Origin of the sequence: Marinobacterium rhizophilum, from assembly GCF_024397915.1 — a bacterium.
Lineage (GTDB): Bacteria > Pseudomonadota > Gammaproteobacteria > Pseudomonadales > Balneatricaceae > Marinobacterium_A > Marinobacterium_A rhizophilum_A.
The window spans coordinates 1,152,519-1,169,260 of the sequence record NZ_CP073347.1; the positions used below are offsets into that span (position 1 = coordinate 1,152,519).

Consider the following 16,742-nt stretch of genomic DNA (forward strand, 5'->3'; position numbering starts at 1 on the left):
TTGCTCAGCGATCGAGGGGGATACATTCATTGATGCCGCCGGATCCGCGGACCCGGCGGCTGCGCCTTTAGCGGGCCCAAATCCCCAGGACATCCTGGATCAGCGGCAGGTGTAACTCGGTTTTAATGGCCGCGACATCATCCAGTACCGCCGGATTGGCCTTATAACCTTCAAAGTTTTCAAACACCCAGCAGGTACCGACACTCCACAGAATCATCTCGGTAATCAGGTCATGCCTGATGCCAATGCCATAACCCAGCTCATAGGCCTCCTTCACGAAAACATAATTGGTGTATTCCATGAACGCGGCCAGCGCGCCAGCGAGCTGGCGCTGCTCCACGTCAGGCTCGAATGCCGGTGCTCTATAGCTTTCGGGCAGCTTTGGCTTGATGCGGCCATATTTGTCGGTGACCACTTCAGCGCTGCGAACGTATTGCTTGTTGATACCGTACTTGGTGGGCGCAACAAAACCAGCAATACGCACCTGCAGTTCGTTCGCATCCTCGGTCAGCTTGCAGATCTTGAGATGGCCCTGCTGCTGATCGTAGACGCGCCCGCTGGTGTGGTAGCGCTCGTTGATAACCCGGCCAAGAGGCAGTGTGAGGCCGAACTCATCGGCCAGTGCGACCGTCAGGCTCATGTCCTTGACGCCAATTTCAAGCGTACAGGATGAGTCATAGCTGCCATCGAACAGCATCGGCATAAACTGCTCAGTGGCAACGGAATTGCCCTTGGATGCCTTGACGAAATCCCACATCCAGTGATTAGGAATACCCGCCTGCTGGGATATCGCAAAGCAGTCACCCGCAATGGCAACCGGGCCGTAGAACAGCAGGTTTGTCAGCAATTTGGTCGTCTGCGCCGAACCGATCTCGCCTACATAGAAGGCGATCTTGGTGATGGTGTTCAGCACCTCCAGTGACATGTCGTAGCCTTCACGATCACCGGCACAGTAAATGCTGGAGTTGGCGAAGTCGACCCCCATGTGGGACAGGTTACTGACCGGACCTTCGATACTGTATACCCCCTTTGCCTTGGCACTTTTGGCGATGCGCAGGGTGTTGTGATAATCGGTCGTCGAGGTGTCAATCCAGGTGGTACCGGACGCCATCCCTTCAAGGGCACCCTGGTCGCCCAGCATGTTTTCCAGCACGTCTTGCGGCAACGGCAGGCAGGTAATCACAATCTGGCAGCCTATAGCTGCGTCCTTCGGACTGTCGGCCCATTGCGCACCCGCCGCTATCACAGATTCCGCCGCGCTCCTGTACCTGTCGAAAACTTTAACCTGATAGCCCTTTTTAAGAAGCTCGTGAATCATGGGACGCCCCATGCTTCCAGTTCCCACAAAACCGATAGACGTTATGTTTTCCATTAGATTCACTCTTATTAGCGCGTTTATGCTTCGGTTAATAACTCGGGGTAAAAACCAGCACAAAACTAATAAAAGTTTCAAAGACTGTCAACTCAATAAAAACGCACCTAACAACACCGAAAAAAACATAAAACAAGAGCAGAACATAAAAATAACACATTACTATCAATAGGTTACAATAAGCTCACTCACCATAACCGAGCCCTCACGAATCAGCCACATTGAATAAACCGATCACAGCGATACAAAATATTATCTTATAAATCAACCTTATGATTCAAAAAATCGATCACCATGACGTATATTTCCATCTTTACATTGAGATCAGGCTGCTAGATAGTTTTGTAACAAGGCCGATGGTACAGAAACAAAATAAAAAGAGATTCCGATCTGGCTTTCGCCACAGTCACAGCCGTGCAGAAGATTTCGAAAAAGGACCTTCCTGTCGAATTTTAAAAAGCACATCTTCGGGAATTTTTAAAAACCCAAAAACTGGACTGCTCTCGGCGACTGACAACTGACAACTGACTCATGACAACGCGCGAATAACGACCAAAGGAACATTAGGAACATGCTAAAACAAAAAGCTGTTGTTTCAATTCTTGCCCTGCTGGCATGTGCCAGCGCCAATGCCAGTTGCAACAAAGAGCAACCCATACAGATTGCGAACATGACGTTCGCTTCCGCATCGATAGTGGCGCATATAGAGTCGAAAATCATTGGCGATGGCTTTGGCTGCAACGTTGAACTCGTGCCCGGCGACACCGTCACCACGGCCACAACTATGGCAAAGAAAGGCGCTCCCGATGTTGGCCCTGAAATGTGGACCACCAATATCAGTGCAATCCTCGCCGAAGGCGAGCACAGCGGCAATCTCGTTGTGGCCGGGGATATCATTTCCTCCGGTGGCGTGGAAGGCTGGTGGATTCCAAAGTACCTCAGCGAGCAATACCCCGACTTCAAGTCCGTTGCCGACATGCCCCGCTATGCCGAACTGTTCAGCGACCCCAATGAGCCGGAAAAAGGCCGTTTCTATAATTGCCCGCCGGGATGGGGCTGTGAAATCGTCAATCACAACCTCTTCAAGGCTTATGGCCTGGGCGATAGCTATAGCATCTTTTCACCGGGCTCCGGCGCTGCGCTGGACGCAACCATCGCCTCGGCTTACAAACGCAAGAAACCCTGGATTGGCTACTATTGGGGGCCGACCGCGATCCTCGGAAAATATGATATGGTTCAACTCGAAATGAACCCCCATGACCCCGAACTCGACGCCTGCAACTCCAACCCGGAATGTGCCAAACCGCACGCCGGCGCCTTCTCCAATGTCCGCGTCGTCACCGCAGTGTCATCCAGCCTGAAAGCCAGTGACCCGGACATTTACCAGTTCCTGAGCCAGGTCAGCATGGATCTGGACACCTACAACGCCATCCTGTCCTGGAGTGATGAAAACAAAAAGGACCCCAATGAAACGGCGGAGTACTTTATCGAGAATTACGCCAGCGTTTGGGAAAAGTGGGTTCCTGCTCATGTTGCTACGCGGCTGAAAAACACACAAGACCAGGCTGGCCAGTAACTCGGCGCACAGGATAGAACCTTTTCTCTCTGCGTCCTCGCCTCTACCCAAACAGGGACAACAACACCGGTTTGGATAGAGGCGCACCTGGGCCTGCAAATCTCAATATTCAAAGATCTGGGGCGCTGCTGCCGGGCCCATCTTCCCCGCGCCTGCTATTCACCCGCCGAACAGAATCTTTGGTCAGATCACAAAGGGCGTATTGCGGGTGTAATAGTCGATTGCCCGCAGACCCGCAATCGCCGATCTCACCTCTGCTTCTCCCTGCCGCAGCGTTGAATACACCAGGTAGGTATACATTTTCAGCTCGGGCGCATTTTCAACCCGGACCAGGGTGCCACTGGCGAGCAACCCCCTGACCATCGCTTCAGTAAAGTAGGCAGAACCGCCATGGGTCAGCACATACTCCAGCGCTATGGTTTCCTGCGTAATGGACAAGCGGTGGTGCTGGATACCCGGATAGGCTTCACTGTGCTGTTCCCTGAAGGACGGCCCCCAGTCAATAAAGACATACCCCTCATCCTGGCCATCCTCAACCCTGCGGGGCCTTGTCGACACAAGCATGAGTTTTTCTTCGATATAGGGCTCGATTACAACATCGGGCCAGTGTCTGGGCTCATACAGTATCGCCAGGTCCAGCAGGCCTTCCCTGAGCTGGTTCATCAGCAACACCGAATAGTCCGACTGCACCAGGGTCGCCACCTGCGGCAGGTTGAGATTCATCCAGCCCAGCCAGTCCGCTGTTATATTGCCCCAGTGGTTTAACGGTATGCCAAGGCTGACCGAGGTTTTCACACTGAACGGCAGCGAAACCTCATGCTGGGCGCGCTCCCAGGTTTTAATCACGGACAGTGCATGGCGGTAGAAAATCTGCCCTCCGGACGTCAGGCTCACGCCGTGCCGGGTGCGGGTAAACAATTGCCGGTTCAGGCGCTCTTCCAGCGCCTTGATACGGGCACTGACCGACGACTGGGTTATGTGCAGCTTTTCTGCGGCCTTGTGAAAACTGCCGGTTGAGGACACTTCGAGGAACGCGCGCAAATTTTCAATATTCACGTTATGTAATCAGCAGCCTGTTATTTTCGGGAAGTATATAGGAGTTGAATATCTCAGGCAGCAGCGCTGTAGCCACCAGCGGCGCACTCCAGTGCTCTCGCAGCAACGGCCGTAATTAAACGGCTTGACAATAGTATTCAACCCTGCGCAGAGCATGGCTGCAGCACATTGATCGTCGCTCAACGCGCGCCTTTTAGACCAGGGGAATGCCTGTTGAGTGGCTGAGCTATTGGCCAGACACAAAAAAGACCGAACCCCAGGGGCGGTTGCCAGGCAACCGGCCTGAGTGTTCGGCCAAGAGTGTTGTACGGTTGCCAGCCCTCACCGGCATGCAGGAGCATTCCCTTCAGCCTTCACTCTTCAACGCTGCGCAACCGCTGCAAATGCGGTACGCGGCAGGACAGCCTCCGGGGAGTGCTGCCTCAGGCGGAGACTTCCTGCGGCGCTTCACTGCGCAGCAATGTCTTGCCGCTGTTTTCAATCAGCTTGACCACCGACAGGTGCGGCGCGTCTTCACCGAACTCGGCGGTGGCCACCTGGTAGGTTTCGTACACCTTGCGCGCCAGGGTCAGATCCACATCCAGATATTCGCCCAGACCGGTAATCAGGCGCATGTCCTTGGTCGCCAGTCCCAGGGCAAAGGACGGATCATAGCTGCCATCGAGCACCATGGGGATATAGCGATCCACCACGTAGCTCTGGGCACAGCTGTTCTGCAGCACGCCGTGCAGGGTGTCCAGATCCAGGTTGGCCTTGGCACCCAGCATCAGCGCCTCGCCGATGCCCTGGGCCACCAGGTAGTTGAGGTGCAGCTGGATCAGCTTGGTGGCATAGCCCGCGCCCGAGGGCCCCATGCGCACCGCCCGCTTGGTGAAGGACTCGAGCACCGGGCGCACGGCTTCAAGCTGTGTTTCCTCGGCGCCCAGCAGCATAGTCAGGGTGCCGGCGGCCGCCCCTTCGGCACCGCCGGTAACCGGGCCGTCGATCAGGGTCAGGGAGGCCGGCGCCGCAGCACGGACCTTTTCCCATTCGGCCAGTTCACTGGTGCTGGTTTCGATCCAGACCGCGCCCGCACGGGCATTTTCCAGAATACCTTCGGCCCCGAAGGCCACCTGGGCCACCTGTTTGGAACTTGGCAGCGAGGTAAAGATGAGATCGCAGTTCTGCGCAATATCCTGCACCGATGCACCGCGGACCGCCCCCAGGCCGACCAACCTGTCGACCACCGCCTGATTCAGGTCCAGCACACTCAGGCTGGCGCTGTTGTGCTCGCAGTAGCCCAGAATATTGGCCGCCATGCCGGCGCCCATGTTACCCAAACCAATAAACCCGATTTTCATGATTGCTGTCTCGTATAAAACACAGGTTGTTGAAAGTGCTGTTGCTTCAATAGCCCTTGAGGGCATCGTAAATCGGCCCAGGCGACTCGCCACGCTGCACGCGGCGAATATTGTCGGCCATCACCGCGGCGGCGGTTTCAGGATAATTGATGCCGCCAATATGGGGTGTCACGAAAACGTCGGGGGCTGTCCAGAGCGCGCTGTCCCGGGGCAGCGGTTCCACGGCAAACACATCCAGCGCCGCTGCATCCAGATGATCGCTGTGCAAGGCCTGCAACAGCGCCTCCTCGTCGATAATGCCGCCACGGCTTTCACTGATCACGCAGGCCCCCCGGGGCAGGCGCGCAAGCTCGGCCGCACTAATCAGGCCGGCCGTTGCCGGCGTCAGCGGCAGCGCATTGACCAGCACATCGCTGCCGGCCAAAAAGTCCGCCAGGGCATCGCTGCCACAGCGATAGCCAATACCGGCGGCCACGTCCACCGGGTCCAGGCCCCAGCCGGTCACCGTGAACCCCAGACCGTGCAGCAGGTTCGCCAGCGCCTGGCCAATCTGCCCCATACCCATGATGCCGATGCGTCGCCGTGCCGGCGGCATGGCCGCTCTTGGCTGCCACAGGCCCTGGCGCTGCTGGCGGGCATACTGGTGGTAGCCGCGATGAAAATGCAGTACCCAGTGCAGTGCATGCAGTGCCATGTCGTGCACCACGGCGCCGTCCACCAGCCGCACCACCGGGATCTGCGCCGGCAACAGCGGATCACTGACAATATGCTCGACGCCAGCCCCGAAGGACAGGATGGCCTTGAGGTTCGGATAGTTGTGCAGATCACCCTGGGGATGCTGCCACAGCGCAGCAAACTCGATATCGGCCGGATCGCCGACATCCGGGTAAACGCGGATATCCAGCTGCGGCAGCTCGGCCTGAAAGGCCTGGACCCAGGGCGCGGTGTCCCGGCCCTGATAACTGATAAGTAGCGCCACTGGCGGCTCCCCCGATTACCTGATCCGATGCTGATCGATAAAGTTGTAGTCAAAGGTGAAGCCCAGCCCGGGCGTTCGCGGAATGGCGATTTCACCGTCACTCACCTGCATTTTTTCGCGGTACAGCGGCGCAAACCAGGACACGTGTTCCACCGAGATGCAGTTGGCGGCGGAACCGGCGATGCTCAGGCTCTGTTCGGTAAAGATATGGGTTGATACCGGCACATGATAGGCCGACGCCAGCGCCACGGATTTTCTGAACTCGCTCAAGCCGCCAATGCGCTGCAGGTCAGGCATCAGGATATCCACCGCCCGGGCATCAAGGATGGATTTCATGCCAAAGCGGGTATAGTCGGTCTCGCCGCTGGCCACCGGAATATTGATCGCTTCAAGAATACGCGCATGGCCGGACAGGTCATGGGCCGACACCGGCTCTTCGAACCAGCCGATGTTGTACTTCTCGATCTGGCGGGCCAGGCGCATGGCCTGGCGCGGGGTCAGTGACTGGTTGGCGTCGGTCAGGATTTCGATATCCTCCCCCAGCGCCTCGCGCAACGCCGCCACCCGGGCCACGTCCTCGGCCACGTTGTCCTTGCCAAGACGCAGCTTCACCGAGCGAAAGCCCTGGTCCACGAAGCCGCGGGCTTCGTCCACCAGCTCATCGATACTGGAAGACAGCCAGAGGCCGCTGCTGGCATAGGCCTTGACGCTGTCGCGACAGGCACCAAACAGCTGGTACAGCGGCAACCCGGCCTTCTTGCCGATCAGGTCCCACAGGGCGGTATCGATGGCCGAGATCGCCGATACCGCGATGCCCTTTTGACCCACGGGGTTAATGTCGGCCCACATTTTTTCCCAGATGCGCTCGACGTAGAGCGCGTTTTCGCCCACCACATGCTGCGCCAGGCTTTTGATCATGCCCTCGAACACCTCAAGGCGTGCCTTGTTGAGCGCGAAAATGTAATTCTCGCCCACGAGGCCGCATTCGGTCTCAATGGACACCAGTACACACCCGACGGTGTCGGTACGATGGATCGCGGTGATCATCGGTTTGTCGAGGGGAACCTCGACCTTTAGCGTTGTTATATTTGCTATCTTCACAGCATTGCCCGCCGTCAGAAATTCACATCGATAATGCAGCCCGCAACCGGGCTGCGGTCAGACTTTGCTCGTGCGGTAGAGCGCCGCAATCACCTCGGACTTGTCGAGATAGCCCACCAGGCTTTTGGCCTCGTTCACCACCGGCACGCTGTGCGCACCGTTCATCAGCAGGGGCATGACATCCTCTATCGACTGCCCCAGCATGGCTGCACTGGAAACATCGACGGACTGCGGGCTGTAGGACTCATCCCCACTCACCCTGGCGCTGGCCACACTGCGCAGCAGATGGCTGACACGGATGGCCTTGGAGCGGTTGACACCGCTGATAAAGGCTTCAACATAGTCATTGGCCGGTCGCATCAGGATGTCCGACGGGGTGCCGTCCTGCACCAGTTCGCCGTCTTTCAGAATCGAGATGCGATCGCCGATCTTCAGCGCCTCGTCCAGGTCGTGGGAGATAAACACGATGGTCTTTTTCAGCTTGCGCTGCAGCTCCAGCAGCTGATCCTGCATCTCACACTTGATCATCGGGTCCAGGGCGCTGAAGGCCTCATCCATCAGCAGAATATCGGGATCGTTCACCAGCGCCCGGGCCAAGCCAACACGCTGCTGCATGCCGCCGGACAGCTGCGACGGGTAATGTTCCTCGACGCCGGCTAGACCCACCTGCTCCAGCCAGTGCCGTGCCCGGGTTTCGCGCTCGGCCTTGGGGACGCCCTGCACCTTGAGACCAAAGGCGGCATTCTCCAGCACGGTTTCGTGGGGTAGCAGGCCAAAGCGCTGAAACACCATGCTGATCTTGTTGCGGCGAAAATGCTCCAGCTGCTGCTTGGAATACTCCAGCACGTTCTCGCCATCCACCACCACCTGGCCACTGGTCGGATCGATCAGGCGGTTGAAGTGGCGGATCAGGGTCGACTTGCCGGAGCCCGACAGCCCCATGATGACGTGGATATGGCCCGACTCGATCGCCAGGGACACGTCGTTGAGCCCCACCACATGGCCGGTGTTCGCCAGGATATCGCCCTTGCTGGCACCGCCGCGGATCTGCTCCATGGTCCCCGACGGATTCTCGCCAAAAACCTTGTAAATATTCCGGATTTCGATTTTGTAGTTCGTGGTCATAATGGAGTCCGCTCAGCTGTTGGTATGCAGGTGCGCCTGGGCCCGTTTGCCATAGGCCTGGGTGATGCGGTCAAACACCACCGCCAGAATCACGATGGCGATACCTGCCAGCAGGCCACGCCCCACTTCCAGCCGGGTAATGCCCTGCAACACCTGGTAGCCCAGCCCCTGGGCACCGATCATCGAGGCCACCACCACCATGGCCAGCGCCATCATGGTGGCCTGGTTGATGCCCGCCATGATGTTCGGTAATGCCAGCGGCATCTGTACCCACACCAGTTTTTGCATCCGGTTGGCACCGAAGGACTCGGCCGCCTCCATGATTTCGGTATCCACCATGCGAATACCCAGGTCCGTCAGGCGGATCAGTGGCGGCACCGCGTAGATTACCGTCGCCAGCACCGCCGGAATCTTGCCCGGGCCGAACAGCATGATGGCGGGAATCAGGTACACGAAGCTCGGCATGGTCTGCATGATATCCAGCACCGGCAGCATCATTGAACGGAAACGATTGGACCAGGACATGAAGATGCCCAGCGGAACACCCACCAGGATCGATATCAGGGTACAGACAAGCATCAGCGCCAGGGTACGCATGCCGTCTTCCCACAGGCCGAGAAAGCCCATGACCAGCATGGCACCACAGAGCAAGGCCACCAGTGACCACTTGCGGGCGCCGGCGTAGGCCACCGCCCCCACCAGTGCGACAATCAGCCACCAGGGGCTGCTCAGCAGCATCGATTCAAACAGGTTCAGCAGCTGCAGGAAGGGGTTGAATAGCTGCTCTAGAAATGTCGCCCACTCGATAACGAAAACATCGACAAAGTCATCGATGCCACCTCTGAATACTCTGGGATCAACCAGTTCTGGAAACATGATCGCAAATCCTCATCGGGCCCAGGCACCGCCTGGGCTACTGAACGATAGTGTTTTTATAGCTTTCCGGCGGGTTACCAAGCACAGTGTCCCGCCGCTAAAACCATCCTATGTCAGAGACAGGATTATTAAAATTTAATAGTTTTCCATTACTCGTTAAATTATTTTTATAGCGCCACGCGTACCCTTTACCCTCCCCTGCAGCGCGCATCCTGGGTGCTGACATCGGCCTGGCGCACCGCCATGGGGCACCCATTCAGGGCATCGGCAGGTCTAACCCCGGCGCAGACTCATCGCATAGAGGCCGCTCAAAATCACCACCGAGGCGCCGAGCAGCGTGCCGGTGTCGGGAAATTCGCCAAAGAAGGCCACACCAAACAGGGTGGCAAAGACCAGCAGGCTGTAATTGAACGGCTGCAGCGTGGAGGCCGAGGTGCACTCCAGCGCCTTGACCAGCAACAGGTGACCGAGGATTCCCGTCACCGAGATGATGCCCAGCATGTACCACTGCTCCGGGGCCGGTGGACGCCAGCTCGACAGCCCGAAACTGGTTGCGACCACGGACCCTACCAGGGCCATGTAGAGGGTACTGGTGGTAAAGCTGTCGGTGCGGCTGACCCTGCGCGTCAGGAGGTTATAGATCGCAAAGGCAAAGGCGGCCGTCAGTGCAATCAGCGCTTCTGGCTTGAATACGCCCAAGCCTGGCCTGAGAATAATCAGAGTGCCTATAAAGCCCACCGCCACCGCCAGCCAGCGCTGCCAACCGACCCGCTCTCCCAGCACCGGCCCCGCCAGCGCAATGGCCAGCAGCGGGAAGGCTGCCAGCAGCGCATGGGCCTCGGCCAGCGCCAGGTAGCGCAGGGACAGGTTGAAAAGCGCGATCTCGCCCACGGCCAGCAGGGAGCGCAGCAGCTGCAGTCGCGGCTGGCCACTGCATACCGCTTTTGCCAGCCCGCCCCGATAGTGCGCATACCCCAGGGCAAATACGGCGAACACCCAGTAACGCACCATCAGCAGCTGGCTCACCGCCAGATCCTGTACCAACACCTTGGTGATGGCGTCCTGGCCGGCGAACACCAGCATTGCCAGCAAACACAGCAGCACCCCTCGCCGGCTGGTGTCGCTGGACAGCTGTACGGATAGGTCCATTCCTTACTCCTCATTACCCGCATAACCGATTACGTCAGCAGGTCCTGCTCCAACGGGTAGCCTGCCAGCCTTTGATAACCACTGGCGGTTTTCCTCAACCACGCCATCATAACCGCCGATTACATCAGCAATTCCTGCTCAAACGGGTAGGTCGTCAGCCGTTCATAACCGCTGGCGGTAACCCGCACCATCTCTTCGAGCTTGACGCCGACATCGCCGCCCAGGGCACCGGAGTAGCTCTCGACACAGAGCACCATGTTTTCCTCAACCACGCCGTCATAACCGCTGTGCGCCCAGTCCTCGGCGTAGTAAATCTTGGGATACTCGTCGCACAGCCCTGCACCGTGAAACGAACACACATAGCGGTTCGCCTGGTACTGCGGCGCCCGCTGCCAGGCCCTGTCCCGCAGCTCACTGAAACGGATACCCGGCCGGATCAGGGCCATATTGTGATGAATCTCGTCATAGGCATGGCGGTAGGCCGCGCGCTGCTGCTCAGTGCCGGCGCCACCTCCGCAAATCCAGGAACGGGAAATATCGGCGATATAGCCCATGGGACCGATCATGTCGGTGTCGAAGGCCACCATGTCGCCTGCGTCGATAACCCGGTGTGAGCTCTCCTGCAACCAGGGGTTGGTGCGGGGCCCGGAGGACAGCATGCGGCCTTCGATCCAGTTGCCGCCATGGGCCACATTGACCTGGTGCAGTACCGACCAGAGCTGGTTCTCGGTGATGCCAGGGCGCATGCTTTGGCGCATCAGCTGCATGCCATACTCGGCCACCGCCACCGCGTGGCGCATGCAGGCAATCTCGATATCGGCCTTGATCAGCCTGGCACGCTCCAGCAGGCATTCGGCATCCACCAGCTGCAGATTCTGTACACGCAGGGCCTGGTTGACCCCCGGACCGAAGCGCTCCAGCGCCACCGCCTGGCCGCCCTCGCCCAGCCTGTGCTCGGCCATGAAGTCGAGTACGGCCTTGGCAAAGCGCCCACTGTTACGCTCGGGATCAAGGCCGCCGTCGAAGGGTGTCAGAAAGTCGGGGCGGCGATACTCCTGCACATTGGGCCATTCCCGCCCCGTGGCGCCATGCATGACCAGCGGCCCCTCCAGCGGTACGAACAGGTAGCAGGTCGGGATATGCGACTGGAACAGCTGGTACTCGTCAAAATTGATCGCATACCTCAGGCTGACGGGGTTATTCAGCACACAGAGGGAAACTCCCTGGCGAGACATCTCGGCCCGTATGCGGGCCAGGCGATAATCACACAGGGCCTGTATGTCCTTATCAGAAAGAGCGGGGGCCTTGATCAACTCAATCATGTTTAGTGTTCCCTGAAGGCATCCAAAGTCGCAAGTATCTGCGCCCAAACGGGCAGAAACAAACCAAAGTTTTTGATCACTGACATTCAAAAAATCGATGCCAGCTGCGATTTAAAAGCCATGCATAATCGCAGCCAGGGGCTTGCCCCGGCATCACGCGAGAAACCGCCTAAGTCATTGACCACAAAGGCTTGTGAAACATGCCGTGCGGCGCCGGGTCACAACCACCAGTGAGGCCAAAGGCTCTGTTTGGCGCCCCGAAAAATGAACAAAATGGAGTGACGAGTTACCTGTTTGCGACATGCATGCAATTCGCCGCCATCAGGCCTTGCTTTAATGACATACTTCTTCAGAATTGAATGCCTTGTTTATCTCCCGGGTCTTAGCTGATGAATATAAGCCATATGCGCGCCTTTCTCGAAGTCGCCACCAGCGGCAGCTTTCAGCTGGCATCCGAGCGACTGCATATCACCCAGTCTACGGTCAGTGCACGCATCAAGGTGCTGGAAAGCCAGCTCGGGCAAACGCTGTTTTTGCGCAAGCGCGAGGGCTCGGAGCTGACCCTGGCCGGACGCCAGTTCATGCGTTTCGCCCACACGGCGGTACGTGCCTGGGAGCAGGCGCGCCAGGAAGTCGGCCTGCCGGAAGAACTGAGTGCGATGATTTCACTGGGCATTCAGATGAACCTCTGGGATCAGATAACCCCGGCCTGGATCGAGCTCATGCAGGAACAGCATCCCCATGTCGGCACCCGGGTCACGGCCGACTACTCCGCCAGCCTGCTGGAACAGCTCAGCAGCGGCCTGATTGACCTGGCGATTACCTACATTCCGCGCCAGCAGGCCGACCTGATCTGCGAGCCGCTGATCGATGATCAGCTGATTCTGGTTTCGACCGAACCACGCAAGGTTACCCGTCACTGGATGCCCGACTACATCTATATAGACTGGGGCGACGAGTTCCGGGCCGCCCACAACCTGGCCTACCCGGAAACCCGGGCACCCAAGCTGTCCGTGGGCCTGGGGATGCTGGGGCTGGACTATATTCTCAAGTTCGGCGGCACCGCCTACTTCCCCGCACGGTCAGTCGAGGCCCTGTTACAGCAGGGCACCTTGCACCGCATCGACGAGGCCCCCACCTTCCAGCGCCCCGCCTACCTGATATACCCACGGGTGCCCTCCGATGCGCAACTGCTGGAGACCGCCATCAGCCTGCTGAAACATGTGGTCGCCGGTATTACCCGCTCAGTCTGAGTGCCCGTCCCTCACCGCCCCCTTGTTGATACTTAACTGGCTGTTGAAGCCTGATACAAAAATGCCCGGGCAGGTTATGCCCGGGCAAAAATGAGGTGCACCACAGGTGATCGCCAGGCGCCGGCGCTGCATCCTGCAGCCACCGGCGCCCCGTATAGAAGCTGCTAGTACTTGTAGGACGGGTCCTTCCTGTCGAGCAAACGCAGCATGGCCGGCCACTCGTACTTGCCCGCCGGGAAGCTCTCGTACTGCTTGCTGGCCTTCTCCCACAGTGCCGGCGAGGTTTTCACCAGCGGCAGGCCAGTGGCGCAGGCCTGCAACATCACCTGGCAGGCACGCACCAGGTAGTACATGTTGATAAAGCATTCGCCGGCGGTTTCACCCACGGTCAGGAAACCGTGGTTGCGCATGATCATGCACTTGTTGTCACCCAGGTTATCGGCCAGACGCTGACTCTCGTCGGTATCCACCGACAGCCCTTCCCAGTCGTGGTAGCTGATCTTGCCGTACAGCATCGAGGAATCCTGCACCAGGTGCACCACTTCTTCGATTGCCGTGGCCGCCATCGCCGCCGGGGCGTGGGAATGGAACACGAACTTGGCGTTGGGGATGCTGTTGTGAATACCCTTGTGAATCACGAAGCCCGCGGTATTAACGTCCGGCGGACCATCCAGCACGTTGCCATCCTGGTCGATTTTAATGAGGTTGGAGGCGGTAATTTCGGTGTTGTGCAGGCCAAAGTGGTTCATCAGGAAATTGTGACCGCCGCCGGGCACGCGCGCGGTGATATGGTTCCAGACAATATCGTCATAGCCATAGTCATGGGCCAGGCGGTGCATCGCGGCCAGATCGACCCGCACCTGCCATTCTTCATCGGTAAAACGGGCCCCTGAGGATGTCGCCCCGGTAAATTCAGCCATGTTCTGTGCTCCATTTGTGTGAATTGATGTTATTGAACCGACGGGGACTCAGGCGACTTCGCCACCGCTAAAGGCCTGGCCCCTGGGAATATCGCGATACTCTACAAAGATCTGCTGCAGAGGCAGCCCCAGGGACGCCGCCGCCGCGCGGGCCGTGGCGCCCAGCACGGCGGCCTTTAGCTCAGCCGTTCTGCCCTCGAGCGCGGTAATCGAAATCAGCACCGCAGCCCGGTTCCCATCCTCCGCTCCCCACACCTGCCCGCCTTCAGCGTAGGTGCCGGCCGACACGGGCTGGAACAGTGCCCAGCACCAATCCTGGGGGATGCCCAGGGCAGCCGCGGCGGCCGCCGTACAATCGGTCAGTAATGTATCAATACTGCGCCCGGTGGGCACAATCGCCTGTATACGAAGGGTTGGCACGCTGAAAGCCTCCTGCAACCTTGTTGTTAAAAACCGCCGGGGTGCGCCACCACAGCGCAGCCCGCCATCAAGCCCCCTGTTAGTTGGCCTGGCTTGCAATCACCTTGTCGGCGACATCCGCTGGCACCCAGGTAGTCCAGACGTCCTGATAGTTTTTCAGGAAGTACTCGGCCACTTCTTCAGACTCCGCCCGGTTTTCAGCCCCCCAAGCCAGCAATTTATTTACGGTTGCGGTTTCAAACTGTACCTTGCCCAGGAATTCATAGATCAGGGGCGCGCTGGTCTGTACCTCGCCGGCCACCAGGGTAATTACCTTGGCCTTCGGATAACCGCCCGCCGTGGGGTTCTCACAGGCTTCTTCGTAATTGCAGGCATCACGCTGTGCATCAAAGTCGTTCATTTCCAGCCGCACCATCTCGTATTGACCCATGATGGCGGACGGTGCCCAGTAATAGAAAAAGACCGGTTTCTTGCGCTTGTAGTTTGAGGCAATAGAGGCATCCAGCGCCGCTGATGAGCCCGCCGAATACAGATTGTAGTGCTTGTCCAGACCGTAGCCACGCATCAGGTTGGTGCTCATGGTCTCATTGGCCCAGCCCGGCAAGCTGTTGTAGAAGCGCCCTTTGTCGGGATTGTCTGCATCCTCGAACAGATGGCTGTACTTGGCCATGTCCGCTACGGTTTTGATATCCGGGTATTCATCACTCAGATACTTGGGAATCCACCAGGCATCGACACCACCTTCGCTGAAAATATCGCCCGCCACCGAAATAGCATTCTTTTCCTCACCTTCTGCCAGAATTTCAGTGATATTGCTGCTCCAGACTTCAGGCGCAATATGCGGACGCCCCTTGTTCAGCATGGTCGTTGCGGTCGGCACTGTATCGCCTGGGATCAGCTCAGTCTTGCAGCCATAGCCCTCGACCAGAATAATGGACTCGATATGGGCGATGGCGGACGCCGAGGCCCAGCTCATGTTGGCGATCTGAATGGGTTCGTCCAGTTCGCAGTTGGCGTAGGCGGAAACAGAGCCGGTAGCCAGGGCTGCCGTGGCGAGGAGAGTACCCAGTTTGCTGGTCGTGTTCATGGTTTGCCTCTGACGTTGTTGTTTTTTGACAGCCTTGTCACTGACTGTCTAGGCCATACTAGTGCAGACCGATTAACGTTTAAAATTAATAATTATTCCAAAGAATACAAATAATATTTATACCCTGATGCCTGCAAACAGCTTCCCGAATGCCGCCCGGCAAAAGGCCCGCCGCCCTGCTGAGACAGCCGCTGCTACGGGACCTTGAACGACCTCAGGACGGCTGGTCGATACGGCACTCGGCGATCACCCAGTCGCAGAAGATATCAACGTCGGGGCATGGCGGCTTTTCCTCCGGCAAGAGCAGATAAAACCCCCGCCGGGTGTGCACCGAGGCCGCGACAGGCCGCATCAGCATGCCACTGGCCAGCAGATCCTGAATCAGGTGATTCCAGCCCAGCGCAACGCCCTGACCACTCAAGGCTGCCTGAATCAGCAACGGGTAGTTGTTGATATAGATGTCCTTGCGACTGCCCTTGAGCTGTACATGGTTCTCGGTAAACCAGGCTTGCCAGTCCATCCAGTCCCAGCGCTCGTCTTCCAGCCGCAGCAGTGTTGTCGCCAGCAGGTCCTCGGGACTTTCAAGCCCCGGGTGCCGTGCCAGAAAGTCCGGGCTGCACACCGGAAACACCTCGGCCTCGAACAGAAAACGCGCGTCCTGGCCCGAGTCGTCCTGTTTGCCAAGCTGAATCGTGACATCAACCTCCTCGCGCAGGGATTCAGGCAGCTCGTCCGATGCCACCACGCGAATCGAAATATCCGGATGCAGCGCACGAAAGCGACTCAGGCGCGGCATCAGCCAGAAGGATGCAATGGCCAGGTCTGCCGCCACCGCCACCGTCGTGCCCTGGCTCTGGGTGCGCAACTCCTGCGCACCGTTGGCCAGCTGCTCCAGGGAACCGGCCACGACATGGGCAAAGCTGCGACCCTCCGGCGTCAGGCGCACCGCACGGTGGGAGCGCAGGAACAGCCGCACTCCCAGGTTTTCCTCCAGCAGGCGTATCTGGCGACTGATCGCCGCCTGGGTCAGGTTCAGATCCTGCGCGGCCTGCTTGAAGCTCAGGTTGCGGGCAGCGGCATCAAACGCCACCAGCGATGACAGGGGGGGCAATTGCCGGGAAAGATTTCGCATCTACAACACCGCGTTAATGGACGGAATAGTCACC

The 16,742-nt window shown here is 58.3% G+C and carries 15 protein-coding genes; 2 read left to right on the forward strand and 13 right to left on the reverse strand.

Going from position 1 to position 16,742, the window contains the following annotated elements:
- Positions 1–67 precede the first annotated feature (67 nt).
- On the reverse strand, positions 68–1,372 hold the full coding sequence (locus tag KDW95_RS05165) for an NAD(P)-dependent oxidoreductase (RefSeq protein WP_370646671.1): 1,305 nt from the start codon (positions 1,370–1,372) through the stop codon (positions 68–70).
- Positions 1,373–1,943: 571 nt separating this feature from the next.
- On the opposite strand from KDW95_RS05165, the gene KDW95_RS05170 reads away from it, so the two are divergent.
- Complete coding sequence (locus KDW95_RS05170) at positions 1,944–2,948, forward strand: ABC transporter substrate-binding protein (RefSeq protein ID WP_255855213.1); 1,005 nt, start codon at positions 1,944–1,946, stop codon at positions 2,946–2,948.
- A 183-nt stretch (positions 2,949–3,131) separates the two neighbouring features.
- On the opposite strand, the gene KDW95_RS05175 is transcribed toward KDW95_RS05170, so the two are convergent.
- The 8 genes from KDW95_RS05175 to KDW95_RS05210 all read right to left on the reverse strand — a co-directional run bounded on the left by KDW95_RS05175 (position 3,132) and on the right by KDW95_RS05210 (position 11,896).
- Positions 3,132–4,004 (reverse strand): LysR family transcriptional regulator, encoded by an 873-nt coding sequence (locus tag KDW95_RS05175; protein WP_255855214.1) that lies wholly within the window; start codon positions 4,002–4,004, stop codon positions 3,132–3,134.
- A gap of 422 nt (positions 4,005–4,426) precedes the next feature.
- On the reverse strand, positions 4,427–5,344 hold the full coding sequence (locus tag KDW95_RS05180; RefSeq protein ID WP_255855215.1) for an NAD(P)-dependent oxidoreductase: 918 nt from the start codon (positions 5,342–5,344) through the stop codon (positions 4,427–4,429).
- Between the two features lie 46 nt (positions 5,345–5,390).
- Complete coding sequence (locus tag KDW95_RS05185; RefSeq protein WP_255855216.1) at positions 5,391–6,323, reverse strand: 2-hydroxyacid dehydrogenase; 933 nt, start codon at positions 6,321–6,323, stop codon at positions 5,391–5,393.
- Positions 6,324–6,338: 15 nt separating this feature from the next.
- The gene (locus tag KDW95_RS05190; RefSeq protein WP_255855217.1) at positions 6,339–7,424 is read right to left on the reverse strand and encodes a mandelate racemase/muconate lactonizing enzyme family protein; all 1,086 of its coding nucleotides are present in this window, start codon (positions 7,422–7,424) and stop codon (positions 6,339–6,341) included.
- A gap of 57 nt (positions 7,425–7,481) precedes the next feature.
- Positions 7,482–8,549: a quaternary amine ABC transporter ATP-binding protein gene (locus KDW95_RS05195; RefSeq protein WP_255855218.1), complete on the reverse strand. Its 1,068-nt coding sequence runs from the start codon at positions 8,547–8,549 to the stop codon at positions 7,482–7,484.
- 12 nt (positions 8,550–8,561) lie between these two features.
- The gene (locus KDW95_RS05200) at positions 8,562–9,425 is read right to left on the reverse strand and encodes an ABC transporter permease (RefSeq protein ID WP_255855219.1); all 864 of its coding nucleotides are present in this window, start codon (positions 9,423–9,425) and stop codon (positions 8,562–8,564) included.
- Positions 9,426–9,698: 273 nt separating this feature from the next.
- Positions 9,699–10,574 carry a DMT family transporter gene (locus tag KDW95_RS05205; RefSeq protein ID WP_255855220.1) on the reverse strand — a complete coding sequence of 292 codons (876 nt, stop codon included), beginning with the start codon at positions 10,572–10,574 and terminating at the stop codon, positions 9,699–9,701.
- A 119-nt stretch (positions 10,575–10,693) separates the two neighbouring features.
- Complete coding sequence (locus KDW95_RS05210; RefSeq protein ID WP_255855221.1) at positions 10,694–11,896, reverse strand: M24 family metallopeptidase; 1,203 nt, start codon at positions 11,894–11,896, stop codon at positions 10,694–10,696.
- Between the two features lie 389 nt (positions 11,897–12,285).
- Between KDW95_RS05210 and KDW95_RS05215 the strand changes: the two genes are divergently transcribed.
- The gene (locus KDW95_RS05215; RefSeq protein WP_255855222.1) at positions 12,286–13,149 is read left to right on the forward strand and encodes a LysR family transcriptional regulator; all 864 of its coding nucleotides are present in this window, start codon (positions 12,286–12,288) and stop codon (positions 13,147–13,149) included.
- Between the two features lie 164 nt (positions 13,150–13,313).
- Here the strand turns inward: KDW95_RS05215 and KDW95_RS05220 are convergent, their stop codons facing one another.
- The 4 genes from KDW95_RS05220 to KDW95_RS05235 form a co-directional block, all read right to left on the reverse strand.
- The gene (locus KDW95_RS05220; RefSeq protein WP_255855223.1) at positions 13,314–14,069 is read right to left on the reverse strand and encodes a class II aldolase/adducin family protein; all 756 of its coding nucleotides are present in this window, start codon (positions 14,067–14,069) and stop codon (positions 13,314–13,316) included.
- 48 nt (positions 14,070–14,117) lie between these two features.
- Positions 14,118–14,489: a tautomerase family protein gene (locus tag KDW95_RS05225; protein WP_255855224.1), complete on the reverse strand. Its 372-nt coding sequence runs from the start codon at positions 14,487–14,489 to the stop codon at positions 14,118–14,120.
- A gap of 79 nt (positions 14,490–14,568) precedes the next feature.
- Positions 14,569–15,576 (reverse strand): glycine betaine ABC transporter substrate-binding protein, encoded by a 1,008-nt coding sequence (locus KDW95_RS05230; protein WP_255855225.1) that lies wholly within the window; start codon positions 15,574–15,576, stop codon positions 14,569–14,571.
- 214 nt (positions 15,577–15,790) lie between these two features.
- Positions 15,791–16,708, reverse strand: coding sequence for a LysR substrate-binding domain-containing protein (locus tag KDW95_RS05235; RefSeq protein WP_255855226.1), 918 nt, complete (start codon positions 16,706–16,708; stop codon positions 15,791–15,793).
- Positions 16,709–16,742: the final 34 nt, after the last annotated feature.